Here is a 14,559-nt window from a genome sequence, read left to right on the forward strand (position 1 = left end):
CGACGCGGCCACACCTTGAAGGACCGCCTGCTCACGCCTCGCGCTTCTCCAGCGCGCTGAGTCGCTCCAGGAAGGCGCGGCCCTTCGCCGGGTCCGTCATGTGGATGAAGGCGGCCATGCCCTTGAGCTGATCGAGCGTCTCGCCCTCCTTGCCCGGCTTGCCCTTCTCGCGGTTGTGCAGCGCCGCCCGCAGCTGGCGCACCACCTCGCGCGGCACTCGCGCTCCCGGCTGGCCCTTCGCGGCCTCGTTTACCACCAGCCCCGTCACGACCTGCCGGTTCCCCGGACGCATCACCCGCGTCTTGTCCGGGTGCACCCGGAAGCCCTCTGCCTCCAGCACCTTCTCCACCCGGGCGATCAGCACCGCCACCGGGGCCTCTGGCTTCCCCCGGCTCTTCTTCCAGGAGAACGTCATGTCATCCGCGTAGCGCGTGTACGCGAAGCCCAGCCGCTTGGACAGCGCCGACAGCCGCTTGTCCAGCCGCAGGCACAGTGCGTTCGTAATCCCCGGAGACGTCGGCGCTCCCTGCGGCAGCGCGCGCGGCCCCTTCGCCACGTACAGCGTCTTGCCGCGGAACTGCACCACCTCGCGCGGCGCCTCCGTGGCCATCAGCGCCAGCAGCGTCGCCGTACCCTCCGCCAGCCCGCCCTTGCGCAGCAGGCCCTTCACCCGCTGCCACGTCACCGAGGGGAAGAAGTCCTTGATGTCCATCTTCACCACCACGTCCGCGGCCTTGTGCGCCAGCGCGTTGGTGACGATGGAGCGCCCCGCCACGAAGCCGTGCGCCGCCCCGTGCACCGGCAGCCGCTCGACGACGTTGGCGAGCACCCAGCGCTGCGCCTCCTTCAGCTCCTTCTTCGGCGAGGTGATGGTCCGCTTCCCACCGTCCCGCTTGGGAATCTCCCAGCTCCGGTAGTGCGTCCCCGTGTCCACCTCCCGGTGGTAGGCGAACCAGCGCAGCCGCGACACGCTCAGCCCGAGCGCCTTCGCCAGCGCCTGTGCCGACTCCAGCTCCGGCAGCTCGTTGGCCTTCGCCCGCTCCTCGCGGTCCTTGAGGTCGAACTTGTCCGGGCCCCCGGCCTCCTCCCAGTGCACCCCCGCGCCCAGGTGGTCGATGTGCGTGGTGCGCCACGCCTCCCACGCCAGACGCTGGAGCGCGCGGCGCTCGGCGGCCTCGGCCTTCTTCTTCTCCTTCCAGGCCGTCTTCTCTTTTTCAGAGAGTCCGCTTGGGTCCTCGTGCTCGGGCGCGAGCCCCTTGGCCTTCAGCTCGGCCTCGACCCACGCCTCCTGGCCGCCGGCCTCTTCAATCGCCTTCCAGCGGGCCAACCGCGCCTGCTCCTCGCGCTGGCTCAGCTCGCGCTGGGCCACCACGTTGGCGGAGGCGGGGGCGGGAGTGGGGGTAGGCACGACCACCGGGGCCGCGGCGGGGACGAACGTCTCGAGCTTCGCGGTCATCACAGCACCTCGGTGATGCGAGGAGGCGTCAAAGGGGGACGGGACGGCGCGAGCGGTCGAGAGAGGCCTGGAACCACCACCTGCTCACCTGGGGCACGGTAGCCTCACCGGCTCTCCCTGGTAGTGGAGCTCCGGCCGCCTGGGGAAACGGCGGTTGCGTCGTTGGCTCAGCTCCCCGGGCGGCCGGAGCTCCACTACCAGGAGAGAGCCAAGAACAGGCTACCTTGCGGAGAGTGTCCTGCATTGCTTCCAGAGCGGCGCAGCGCCGCTCCCGCGCTCGAGGCGCGAAGGCTGATGCTTTCCGGACCTCTCTCGACCACTCGCGCTACCTGGCGCGTCTGCCGTGCGTCGTCGCGTCCACCCTCCCGGCCGCGAGGAGCGCGGCCAGATGACGGATTGGGTTTCTACACCATCGCACAACCCGTATGCCAGCTTCGGAAGCGTCAACGCTTCACTCGCCGGGCTCCCCGGTCCACCCGGGTGATGCGCCGCGAGTCCCCGGGCACCGCCAAACGCCCCTCCAGAGCCCGGGCCAGGTCCCCCAGCCGGGGGTGCTCGAAGAGGACGCGCAGCGGCACCTCGAGGCCCAGCTCCTCTCGGGCTCGCGCCACCACCCGCATGGCCAGCAGCGAGTGGCCGCCCAGCTCGAAGAAGTCGTCCTCCAGGCCCACCCGTGGCACGCCCAGCAGCGCCCTCCACACGGTGGCGAGCCCCATCTCCAGCGGAGTGGAGGGAGGCGTACGGGGAGCGTCCGCCCCGGCGTCCGGCGCGGGCAGCGCGGCCCGGTCCACCTTGCCACCCGGCGTGAGGGGCAGGTGCGGCAGCGCCACCAGGGCGGTGGGCACCATGTGCTCGGGTAGCTGACCCCGGGCGAAGGCGCGCAGCTCCGTCACCTCCAGGGGCGCTCCGTCCGAGGGCACCACGTAGCCCACCAGCCGCTTCACTCCCGGCGCGTCCTCGCGCAGCACCACCACCGCCTCCCTCACACCCGGGTGCCGGCCGAGCACCGACTCGATTTCCCCCGGCTCTATCCGGAAGCCTCGGTACTTGAGCTGCTGGTCCGTGCGGCCGAGGTACTCCAGCGAGCCGTCCGGCAGCAGGCGCGCCAGGTCTCCCGTGCGGTAGCAGCGTGCCCCCGGCTCCGGGGAGAAGGGGTCGGGCAGGAAGCGCTCCGCCGTCAGCTCCGGCCGGCCGAGGTAGCCCTGGGACACGTGGGCGCCTCCCAGGAAGAGCTCGCCCGGTACTCCCGGCGGCACGGGCTCGAGCGCCGCGTCCAGCACATACGCCCTCATGCCCGGCACCGGCCGGCCAATGGGGACGAGGCCTCGCCGCAGCTCCTCCTCCGCCACGGCGTCCAGGTCCGCGGCCACCGCCACCACTGTCGTCTCCGTGGGGCCGTACTCGTTGCCCAGGCGCACGCCGCCCGCCACCCGCCGCCACTGGAGCACCTGCGCGGCAGGCACCTTCTCGCCTCCCGCGGCCACGGTCCTCACGCACCCGGGCAGCCTCGCCGCGCCCGACGCCAGCGCCGCCGTCAGCTCCACCCAGAAGGCCGTGGGCAGCCACAGCAGCGTGACGCCCCACTCCTCGCACCGCGCGCACAGCTCGCGCGCGTCCAGCAGGGCCTCGGTGCGCAGCACCACCGTGCCCCCGCTCAGCAGCGCCGGGTAGATTTCCTCCACGCTCGCATCGAAGCTGAGGGTGGAGAACTGCAACACCCGGTCCGCGGACGTGTAGCCGTGGAGCTGGATGCACGAGCGCGCGTAGCCCTCCACGGCTCGGTGCGGCACCACCACCGCCTTGGGCCGGCCCGTCGAGCCCGAGGTGTACATGAGGTAGGCCGGAGCCGAGGGCGGCACGTCCACCCGGGGTGCCTCGCGGGGCGCGGCCTCCAGCTCGGCGCGGCAGGCGTCCACGTCCAGCACCTCCACGCCTCGCGCGCCCACCCGCTCGAGGAGCGCGGCGCGGGTGAGCAACAGCCGGGCGCCACAGTCGTCCAGCATGGCCTCCAGGCGCTCGCGGGGGTACTCGGGGTCCAACGGCACGTAGGCCGCTCCCGCCTTGAGCACCCCGAGGAAGCCCACCAGCGCCTCCACCGAGCGCTCCAGCAGGAGTCCCACGTGTGCTCCCAGGCCCACGCCCCGGCGCCGCAGCACGTGGGCGAGCTGGTTGGCCCGCGCGTCGAGCTCGGCATAGGTGAGCGAGTGCGACTCATGACGCAGCGCCAGGGCTCCGGGCGTGCGCGCCACCTGGGCCTCGAAGGCGCCGTGCACGGTGAGGGGGAGGCCGGGCGGGGCAGCGGTGGCGCGGTGGCGCTCCAGCAGCGCCGTGTCCTCGATGGTGAGCAGGGGCAGGTGCCGCACCGCCCGTTGGGGCTCCCGCACCACGGCGGACAGCAGATGCTCGTAGTGTTGTGCTAGGCGGGAGACGGTGGCCTCGCGGAACAAGTCCGTCGCGTACTCCAGCGAGCAGCGCAGCCCGCCGGGTTGCTCCAGCACGCTCAGCGTCAGGTCGAACTTGGCCGTGCCCGTGTCCGCCTCGTACGGCGTGAGGCGCAGGCCGCCGAGCTGGAGCGTGGCCTCGGGCGCCACGTCGTAGCTGAACATCACCTGGAAGAGGGGCGAGCGGCTCGTGTCCCGCGGAGGCTGCACATGCTCCACCAGCTTCTCGAAGGGCAGCTCCTGGTGTGCCAGCGCTTCCCGGGTGCGCTCGCGCACCTGCTCCAGCAGCTCGGTGAAGGAGCGCTCGCCACGCACGTCCACGCGCAGGGCCAGCGTGTTGACGAAGCAGCCCACCACGCCCTCCACCTCGCGCTGGCCGCGGTTGGCCACCGGAATGCCGAGCGTGAGCGACTCCTGCCGCGTGTAGCGGTGCAGCAGCGCCTGGAAGGTGGCCAGCATGACCATGAAGGGCGTGACACCCCGGGCCCGAGCGAGCGCGCGTACGTCCTCCGACAGGGACTCGGACAGCCCCCACGCGAGCGTGGCGCCCCGGTGCGACTGGACCGCGGGCCGGGCGAAGTCCGTGGACAGGTTCAGCTCGGTGTGGCCCTCCAGGTGCTTCTTCCAGAAGGCCAGCAGGGGCGCCTGGGCTTCCTCCGTCAGGTGCTCGCGCTGCCATGCAGCGAAATCCGTGTACTGCACCGCGAGCGGGGGCAGGGCCGCCTCTCCGCCTCGCGTCCGCGCCTCGTAGAGGGTGGCGAACTCCCGGCTCAGCAGCGCCAGGGACCAGCCATCCGCGACGAGGTGGTGGAGCGCCAGCACGAGCAGGTGCTCCCCGGCGACAACCTCCACCAGCACGGCACGGAAGAGCGGCGCCCGCTCCAGCACGAAGGGTCGCCGAGCCACCTCGGCCACCACCGCGTCCATCCGCTCGAGCAGGTCGGCCCCGGTGTCCGGGAGGACAACGCGCTCCAGCGAGAAGGGCGGCGCGGGCTCCACCACCGCCACGGGCTCGTCCGCCTCGGACACGAAGCGGGTGCGCAGGGACTCGTGCCGCGCCACCAGCGCGCGCAGGGCCTCCTCGGTGGCGCCCACGTCCAGCTCGCCCTCCAGCCGCAGCGCTCCGGCGATGGTGTAGAGGGGACTGCCGGGCTCCAGCTGGTCCAACAGCCACAGCCGCTGCTGGGCCGAGGACAGCGGCAGCGCGCCCGTCCGAGCCACGGGCACCACGGGGGGCAGCTGGGCTGTCCGTCGCGTCAGCCCCTCCACGCCGCGCGCCAGGGCCGCGAGATCCTCCGCCTCGAAGAGCAGCCGCAGGGGCACGTCCACGCCCAGGGCCTCGCGCAGGCGCGACACCACCTGGACGACCTGCAGCGACTGGCCTCCCAGGTCGAAGAAGTTGTCGCTCGGACGGACGCCTCGCACGCCCAGCAGCTCCCTCCAGACGGAGGCCAGACGCTCCTCGGTGGGGGACAGGGGCTCGACCTGCTCCGGGAGCCCGGCCTCGTGTTCCTCCGCCAGGGCGAGCAGCGCCTTGCGATCCACCTTGCCACTCACCGTGAGGGGCAGGCGCTCCACGGGGACGAAGGCCGAGGGCACCATATATACGGGCAGCCACCGCTTGAGGGCGGCGCGCAGCGAGGCCACATCCGGTGCGGCCCCTCCCGGCCCGGGCACGAGGAAGGCCACCAGCCGGCGCGGGTTCGCATCCGTCACCTCCACGAGACACTCGGAGAGCGCACTCCCGGAGTGCAGGGCCGCGCGGCGCAGGGCGGCCTCGACCTCGCCCTTCTCCACCCGGTAGCCGCGAATCTTCACCTGCTGGTCCGCCCGGCCCACGAAGTCGAGCTGTCCGTCCGGCAGCCACCGCCCCAGGTCTCCCGTGCGGTACAGCCGCTCTCCGGGGCGGAAGGGGTCCGGCACGAAGCGCTCCGCCGTCAGCTCTGGCCTCCCGAGGTAGCCGCGCGCCACGCCCGGGCCTCCCACGTACAGCTCGCCCACGCAGCCCGGTGGCAGCTCCGAGAGCGACGCATCCAGCACATGGAGGGTGTAGTTGTCACAGGGCCGGCCGATGGGCACCCGCTGCAACCGCTCCCACTCGGACGTCATCAGTGCGGTGGCGTTGAGGCACGTCTCGGTAGGCCCGTAGTAGTTGATGAGGTGACGGATATGGACGCTCCGGCCCACCAGCCGCACCACGTCCGTGCTCAGCACGTCGCCGCCGAAGCACAGGTACTCCACCTCCAGCCGGCCCGCCGCCGCGTCTCGCTCCAGCAGGCCCTTGAGCAGCGCTGGCACCGAGTCCACCACGTCGATGTGGTGCGCCGCCACATAGGCCGCGAGCGCCTCGGGCGAGAGGATGGTCTCCTGGCGCGGCAGGTAGAGCGTGTCGCCCCGAATCAGCGGCAGGAAGATTTGGTGCACCGACACGTCCACCGCGGGCGAGACCAGCAGCATGTGGTGCATGCGCCTCGACGTGCCGGAGAAGAAGCGGCGAAGCCAGGCGAGCTGTGCACACAACTGGCGCTGCTCCAGCATCACCCCCTTGGGCGTGCCGGTCGTTCCCGAGGTGTAGATGACGTAGGCGAGGTGCTCGGGCCGGGCCACCTCGGGCAGGGCACCGTCTCCGGACGCATAGAGGAGCGACTCCCCCAGCCGCAGCACGCGCCCGGTGAAGGAGGCGGGGCACGGCGTGGCCCCCTGGTGCAGCAGCAGCTCCACGCCGCTGTCGCGCAGCAGCAGCTCGAGCCGCTCCTCGGGGTGGGAAGGATCCAATGGCACCCAGGCGCCGCCCGCCCCGAGCACGCCGAGGATGGCCACCACCATCTCCAGCGAGGGCTCGGCGAGCAGGCCCACGCGCACCTCGGGACCCACGCCGAGCGCGCGCAGCGTCCGCGCCAGCCGGCGGGAGCGTGACTCCAGCTCCGCGTAGGTGAGCGAGCGGCCCTCGTGCCACACCGCCACGTCCGAGGCGTGCCGCGCGGCCATCTCCGTGAACAGCCTCAGCACCGTGACGTCCGCCGCGAAAGGCTGGCGCACGGTGTGGAAGTCGTCCAGACGGGCCCGGTCCTCCGGGGTGAGCACGTCCACAGCTGAGAGGGGCCGCGAGGGAGCCTCAACCATCTGCTCCAGGACGCGTCGCATGCGCCGGGCGAGCGCCGCCACCTCCACGCCCTCCAGCACGTCCGTGCGGTACGTCCACTCCAGCGCGAGCGCCTCGCCCGTGGACGCGGGCACAGCCGTCAGCGTGAGGTCTACCTTGGCCGAGGGGATGGGGTGCTCCACCCGGTGGACGCGCGGCCCGTGGACGGAGGTCCGCTCCGGGGGCCGGGGCTCGCGCACGAGCAGCAGCACGTCATACATGGCACCCCCGGCGTCCGCGGAGGGGCCCTCCTGGAGCATGTCCAACGGCACGGCCTCGCGGGCGAGGGCGTCGCGGGTGCGCAGGGACACCTCGGCGAGCAGCTCCGCCACCGTCATGCCCGGCCGCGTGCGGTTGCGCAGCGGGAGCGTCTGCGTGAGCAGGCCCACCATGCGCTCCAGCTCCGGAAGGGGACGTCCCAGCATCGGGGCGCCCACCACCAGCTCTCGCGAGCCCGAGTGCCGCGTCAGCAGCAGCGTCAATGCGGACAGCAGCACATTATAGAGCGTGGTGCCGTGCGCGCGCGCCAGGGTGTGGAGACCCGCGGCCAGCTCCGCGGGGAACTCCTCCATGTGCGTGGCACCGGCGTTGGAGACGGTGGCGGGACGCGCCCGGCTGGTGCCAGGCTCCAGAGGTGTCGGAGGCAGGGCCAGCTCGCGCCTCCACCACGCCTCGGCCTCCTGGAGCGCCGGAGCACCCGCCAGCCGCCGCTGCCACGCCGCGTAATCCCTCGGCTGCAGGCGGGGGGCCTCGAGCGCTCGCCCCTCGTACAAGGCCCACAGCTCCTCCACCAGCACCTCCACCGAGGCCGCATCCGCCACCAGGTGGTGCAAGTCGACGAGCAGCAGCGCTTCGGACTCCGAGACGCGCGCCAGCCCCGCGCGCATCAGCGGCGCGGTGCCGAGCCGGAAGGGCCGCACGAAGCGCGCGAGCAGGCTGGAGACGTTCTCCCCCCGTGCCTCCCAACGCTCCAGCGGCAGCTCCACGGCACTCGCCACGCGCTGCACGGTCTCTCCCTCCACCTGGTGGAAGGAGGTGCGCAGGGCCTCATGGCGCTGTGCCAGTCCGGCCAGGGCCCGCGCCAGCCGGGCCTCGTCCAGCGAGCCCTCCAGCCGCAGGGCGCCCGTCATGTGGTAGCTGGTGTCCGTGCCGCCGCTGCGCTCGTGCACCAGGTACATCCGCCGCTGGGCGGCGGTAGTGGGGTGGTGGGCGGAGGGCTCGGTGGGCACCAGCGGGGGCAGGGCGGCCTCGGCCTCGTCGAGCAGCGCGGCCAGCCCGCGCACGGTGGGAGCCGCGAGGAAGCGCGCCAGCGGAACGCGCCGGCCCAGCCTGACGGCCACGCGGTGCAGCAACTGGATGGCGAGCAGCGACTGGCCACCCCGCTCGAAGAAGTCGTCGGTAACGCCGCCTGCCTCCGAGCCGAGCACCTCGTGCCACAGCGAGAGCAGCTCCGTCTCCCGAGCACCCTCGGGCGGCACGGCCTCGCGGGCGCGCACGGCCAGCGGCCACTTTCCCAGCGCCTTGCGGTCCGTCTTGCCGCTCGGCAGGGTGGGCATGGCCGGTAGTGGCACCAGGTACGTGGGCACCATGTAGTCCGGCAGGTGCGTGGCGAGGAAGCCCCGCAGGCCCGAGTCGTCCCCGCGAGGCACATAGAAGGCCGCGAGCACTGCCTGCCCCGCCCCGTCCTCGCGCACCACCACCGCGGCGCTGGCCACCACGCCCGAGGCCATCATTCGCGCCTCCACCTCGCCCAGCTCCACCCGGTGCCCGCGCACCTTCACCTGGTGGTCCGCGCGGCCCCGGTGCTCCAGGTTCCCATCCGGCCGCCACCGCCCCAGGTCTCCCGTGCGGTACAGCCGCCCCGCGTCGAAGGGCAGGCGGACGAAGCGCTCCGCGTTCAGCTCGGGCCGGTTCAGGTAGCCGCGCGCCACGCCTTCGCCGCCGATGAGGACCTCGCCCACCAGGCCCGGTGGCAACAATTCACCCTGGGCGTCCGTTACGTACACCCGCGTGGAGCGCACCGGGCGGCCCACGTGGACGGGGCCCGTGTGGCTCAGCTCCGCGGTGGTGGACCAGACGGTCGTCTCCGTGGGGCCATACATGTTGAAGAGGCGCGCCGGGGTGATGCCCCGCACGGTGCGCAGCAGCGCGGGGGGCAGCGGTTCTCCGCCCACCAGCAGCAGGCGCACCGAGCGCAGCGCCCGCTCCCCGAGCGGATGGCTCAGGAGGAGCTGGAGGCGGGTAGGCGTGAGCTGCACCAGCTCGCAGCCCTCGCGCAGGATGAGGGTGGCCAGCAGCTCCGGCGAGGACTGTGCCTCCTCGTCCGCCAGCACTACCTCCAGCCCGAGCGACAGCGGCAGCAGCGTCTCCAGCACGAAGATGTCGAAGGTGGCATTCGTGCAGCAGAGCACGCGGGGACGCTCTCCCAGCGGCAGGGCCTCGGCCATGGCGGCGAGGAAGTTGCCCACGCAGTGGTGCTCGATGAGCACGCCCTTGGGGTTGCCGGTGGAGCCAGACGTATAAAGGACGTAGGCTAGGTCTCTGGGCCCGGGGCGAGCGGGGAGGGGAGCCGCGGGGACCACCGGCTCGCCGAGCATGTCCACCCGCACCGAGGGCACGGACAGGACGGCGGAGAGCGAGGCGGTGGCTTCATCCAGCAGCACCAGCCGGGCGCCAGAGTCCTCCAGCATGAAGCGCAGGCGCTCGGGAGGATGGGAAGGCTCCAGGGGCAACCAGCCCGCGCCCGCGCACAGGACGCCGAGCTGTCCCACCAGCAGAGAGGCCGAGCGCGACGTGCACAGCGCCACCGTGTCGTTCCGGCCTACGCCTCGGGCAGTGAGCTCCGCGGCGAGCTGCCGGGCCCGGCCGAGCAACTCGCCATACGTGAGCCGCTGTCCGCCCGTGCGCAGGGCCACTGCGTCGGGCGCGCGCGCCGCCTGCTCGAGAATGGGCGTCAGCGCATCCTTCGGAGCGGGCGTGGAGGGCGGAAGAGGATTCAGTCCGAGGATCGTCGCCAGTGTGGCCTCACCCACCAGCGGCAGCCGCCCCAGCGGGGTGCTGGGCTCACGCACCACCGCCTCCAGCAGCGCGAGGAAGCTCTCCGCGAGTCGGGCCGGCACCTGCTCGGGGAAGGCGCCCGTGCGCAGGTCCAGGTCCACCCGCAGCTCGCCTTGGCGCGTGCGATCGCTCACCTGCACCGCGAGCGCATGGGCTTCGTGGCCGCTGAACAGCCAGTGGATCTCCACCGGATGACCGGCCAGGGTGCTCTCGTACTGCTGGTTCTGGTAGGAGACGACGGTGTCGAAGAGGCCCTGGCGGCGCAGTGCCGGTGCCTCGAGCCGCTCCAGCAGCGACTCGTACGGGTAGCGCCCGTGCCGGAGGAAGCTTCCCACGCGGGAGCCCGCGCGCGACAACCAGTCGGAGAAGGAGCTCTCAGGCTCCAGCTCCAGGCGCAGCGGCACGGTGGCCACACACATCCCAAAGGTGCGCAGCGCCTGCCGCGAGTTCCGGTTGTGCGAGTACGCCCCGAGGCACACGTCCCGTCGCCCCAACAACCTTCCGAGGAAGAGGCCCGTGAGGGCGCAGAAGAAGCGGTTGGGAGTGCTGCCCCACTCGCGCAGCCGAGCATGGAGGGCCTCCGTCAACGCGGGCTCCAGCACCAGCGTGTGACGCTCGGCGCGGGTGCCGGTGAGGGCCAGCCCGGACTCTCCCAGCAGGGTGGGCTCCTCCACACCTTCCAGCGCCTCGCGCAGCGCGGCCAGGTCTCCAGCGGCCGTCTCCGAGGCCAGATATTGGCGCTCCTCCTCGCGGAAGGCGGCATAGCGCCCCGGCGTGGGGAGCTCCGGTGCGCGGCCCTCGGCGAGCGCCTCGTACAGCTTGCCCACTCCCCGGCCGAGCAGGGCCAGCGAGGCTGCATCCGCGAGCAGGTGGTGGAACCGCGCGAAGAGCGCCGAGCCCTCGCCCCACGTGAGCACCGCGAGCTCGCGCAGGGAGCCCCTCCCGAGGCTCAGCGGCTCGCGAGCGCGCTCTCCAGCCCAGGCCAGTGCGGCGGCCCGGGGCTCGGGCCCACCCCGGAAGTCCCGCACGGGCACCTCTTCCACCGGCCCACGGGCGGGCACCTGGAAGGGCTCGCCCTGGTGCACCACGACCTCCGCGCGCGCGTCCTCCGTCTGCTCCAGGAACAGCCGTGCCGCCCGGGCCAGCAGCCCCGCGTCCACTGCGCCCTTCACCTCCAACAACCCCGCGAGCGTGCCCACCGCACCGCCTGGGGCCACCTGCTCCGTCAACCAGATGCGGCGTTGGGGATGGCTGAGGGGCTCGGCTTCCTGGGAGACGGCGGACGAGGAGGTGCTCATATGTCGGGCGGGCGGGAGAGGGGAGAGCGTGCGTCTTCAGCGTTCGTCTCTAGAGGTAGGACACGGCACCGCCGCGGCGGCGCACGTCCACCGTGGCGCAGTGGAACGAGCCGCCGAAGGTGTTGAAGTTGCGGAAGTTGCAGGGAATGGGCGTGAAGCCCCACCGGCGCAGCGCGGCGATCATCGGCTCGTCGCTGCGCTCCACGACGACCCGCTTCTCGTCCAGGCTGAGCAGGTTCATGTTGATCCACTTGCTCGTCATGTAGAGCGGGTGGCCGTCGGGGATGCAGGGAGTGGGCGCCTCGAGGATGTCCCAGCCGCGGAAGAGGGAGGGCACCTTGGGGAAGCGCTGCGGGTTGACCAGCAGCTTGCCCGGCGCCAGCGGCATGATCGTGGCGTCGATGTGCATGGGGTGGGTGTCGCGCGGCTCCACCACGTGCACCCGGAAGCGGCCCTCCAGGTGGCGTTGTAGCCACCGGATGCCGAACTCATTGGTGACGTTGCTCTTCTGGACGACCAGGTCCCTGCCGAACTTGATGAAGTCCGCGGCGTCGAAGGTGGGCTCGGTGTCGGTGATGACGTAGCGGGGCGGCTCGTCCTCGGTGGGGTCCACGAAGTCGTGCACGTACAGCTCGTCCCGCAGCTCCGGCTTGGGGGCGGCCGTCCAGCGCGCGCCCGCGCGGAAGTAGTCCTTGATGAGCGCGCGGTAGGCCAGGGGCTCGAAGTAGCGCGAGCGCCACGCCATGGGCGACTCGATGATCTCATCCCCCACCACGAGCAGCACGTCGCGAGGCATGGCCGCGTACAACCCGCCCGAGCTGGTGAAGTGCGGCGTGACGATGGGCCGGCGGAAGTCCAGCGCGTCCGGCCGCCGCACGGTGACGCCCTCGGCCTCCAGGATGTGGACCAGCTCCTCCAGATCCTTCCTGGCCGCGGCGATGCGCTCGGGCGGGAAGGGGCGGCCCGCGTTGCGCTGGAAGAGATCCCACATGTTGTCCGGCACGGTGGCCTTCAGCGAGATGTGCCACTCGGGGAAGGTGGCGTTGTCCACCACGCCGACGACGACCTCCTCCAGGAGGTCCCACTCGGTGAAGGCGTTGACGACGGGCAGCTGCTTGGACGGTTGGGGCTGAGCTGTGGCGATCATTCGGGTGTCTTGAGAGGAGGGGTGGAACGGAGGGGCGTCAGGCCACGCGGTCCGGCTGGGCTGGAGTGCTGGAGACGAGGGGCGGGGCGGCGTTGGCCACCGGCGTGGTCCAGCTCTTCACCACCGCATGGGGACCCAGGAAGTAGCCGTGACAGTGATTGGCTGTCGCGTACTCGGGGAGCGGCTCCAGCATCCGGTGGATGTGGGCCAGGTTGGCCAGGGGGATGCGGGGGAAGATGTGGTGCGTGAGGTGGTAGTTGTCGTGGTGCGGGTGCAGGAAGAACGCCAGCCCGTTGGACGGCAGGTTGCGCGTGTAGCCAAGGATGCTTCCCGGCTCGAGCCCGACATGGTCGGAGATCTCCGCGAACACCTTGATGGCGTGATAGACGGTCGCGCGCGCCAGCATCCACACGGCCGCGAATGACAGCGCGGCGCGGGCACCTCCGACGACGCCCAGCACGGTGAGCATGGCGGCCCACCAGACGACCACCCGCAGGCGCTGCGCACCACTCATGCGTGGAAGCTCTCCCAGCACGGACTTGCGCCACAGCGCGCCGTTGAAGAGGAAGGACCGGTAGAAGCGCCACGACGAGCGCACCACGTGGCCGTCCGCGTCGCGGGGTGGCGGGAGGAAGTCCGGGTCCCCCTCTGGGTCTCCGAGGTAGGCGTGGTGCCGCAGGTGCGAGAGCCGGTACGCCTCGAAGTCCTCGAAGATGCACGGACCGAAGAGGATCGTGGCCACGTGGCGGTTCGTCCTACGCCCCGTGAACATGTTGCCGTGGGCCGCATCGTGCAGCGTGTTGCCGAGCGCGCGTTGCCGCGAGCCCACCAGCACGAGCGCCACGGGCAGCCACAGCGGTGACACGTACACCACCGCTGCCCAGCCGACGAAGACGAGCGCCCACGACTGCGCCACCTGCCACAGCGCCACCAGGGGCCTCGGCTGGTGGTAGCGCCGGAAGCGCTCTCCGCGCTCGCCCTCGGACAGATAGAGCCGGAAGCGGCGCAGCTCCTCCACCTTCAGTCTGGGCGACGCCCCCGTCTCCCGGACGGGAGAGAGGGAGGGGGCCGTGTCCTCCATGGTGGTGTCAGTGCTCCTTGTGTCGGTGTTGTCAGTCACCGGGTCTTGTCTGGATTTGAGAAAGGGGCCCGATGCCAATCGCTGGAGTGAATGGAGAGACCGGGTCGGGTGAAGTGTTCGCAGAGGATAGAGACGCGTCTGACATGCCTCGCCGACGTCAGGGATGACCCGAGCGGTGAGCGGACATGACAGACCCATGTCCTATACGGCTCCATCACCAGACACGTTCCCAGGAACCCGAGCCATGTACACGCTGCGTACGCTATTCCAGACACATCTCGTGAAGCCCCAAGGCATCATCTATGCGGGGGCCCACGTGGGTGAAAATGTCGGGGGTTTCCTCGACGCGGGCTTCGAGTCGGTGTTGTGCATTGAGCCCAACCCCGAGGATTTCTCACAGCTCGAGCGCCATGCCTCGGCGCGCGTCCGCTGTGTGCATGCGGCGGTGTCGGACCGGGAAGGGACGTCCGCGTACTACATGGTGCCGGGAGTACCCACGCTCAACTCCCTCCTGAAGCCAGACGATGAGTACTGGGTGAAGCTGGTGGGGCGGGAGATGGCGGATGCGCACGCACCGGTCCGCGTGGAGGTGGGCACACTTCGGCTGGACACGGTGGTGGAGCGGCACGGGGGCGGGGTGCCCTACAACGCGCTCTACCTCAACATTCAGGGGGGCGAGCTGCTCGCGCTGAAAGGGGCGCCGCGCACCCTGGAGCAGCTGGACACCATCTTTACCGAGGTGAATTTCGATCGGCGCTACGAGGGCTGTGCGCTCTTCGAGGAGGTGGATGCGTTCCTGCGCGATCAGGGCTTCCGCCTCATGTACCTGGAGAAGTTCCCGCACTCGGGGGGCCAGCACGGCGAGGCGCTCTATCGGCGCGTCTCTGATCTGCCCACGCCGGGACTCGTGCCGCTGTCGGACCTGGAGAACCGGTAG

5 protein-coding genes are annotated in these 14,559 nt (G+C 71.5%); 1 reads left to right on the forward strand and 4 read right to left on the reverse strand.

The genetic code is table 11. From position 1 onward, the window contains the following. Positions 1 to 31 precede the first annotated feature (31 nt). The 4 genes from OV287_RS00485 to OV287_RS00500 form a co-directional block, all read right to left on the reverse strand. Positions 32 to 1,456, reverse strand: coding sequence for a reverse transcriptase family protein (locus tag OV287_RS00485; RefSeq protein WP_267531967.1), 1,425 nt, complete (start codon positions 1,454 to 1,456; stop codon positions 32 to 34). A 443-nt stretch (positions 1,457 to 1,899) separates the two neighbouring features. Then, positions 1,900 to 11,394, reverse strand: a complete 9,495-nt coding sequence (locus OV287_RS00490) for a non-ribosomal peptide synthetase (protein WP_267531968.1) — start codon at positions 11,392 to 11,394, stop codon at positions 1,900 to 1,902. Positions 11,395 to 11,443: 49 nt separating this feature from the next. After that, on the reverse strand, positions 11,444 to 12,541 hold the full coding sequence (locus OV287_RS00495) for an inosamine-phosphate amidinotransferase 1 (RefSeq protein ID WP_267531969.1): 1,098 nt from the start codon (positions 12,539 to 12,541) through the stop codon (positions 11,444 to 11,446). A 37-nt stretch (positions 12,542 to 12,578) separates the two neighbouring features. After that, positions 12,579 to 13,622 carry a fatty acid desaturase family protein gene (locus OV287_RS00500; protein ID WP_267531970.1) on the reverse strand — a complete coding sequence of 348 codons (1,044 nt, stop codon included), beginning with the start codon at positions 13,620 to 13,622 and terminating at the stop codon, positions 12,579 to 12,581. 244 nt (positions 13,623 to 13,866) lie between these two features. Here OV287_RS00500 and OV287_RS00505 point away from each other — a divergent pair, with 244 nt between their 5' ends. Beyond that, the gene (locus tag OV287_RS00505; RefSeq protein ID WP_267531971.1) at positions 13,867 to 14,559 is read left to right on the forward strand and encodes an FkbM family methyltransferase; all 693 of its coding nucleotides are present in this window, start codon (positions 13,867 to 13,869) and stop codon (positions 14,557 to 14,559) included.

Source organism: Archangium lansingense (genome assembly GCF_026626635.1).
GTDB classification, from domain to species: domain Bacteria; phylum Myxococcota; class Myxococcia; order Myxococcales; family Myxococcaceae; genus Archangium; species Archangium lansingense.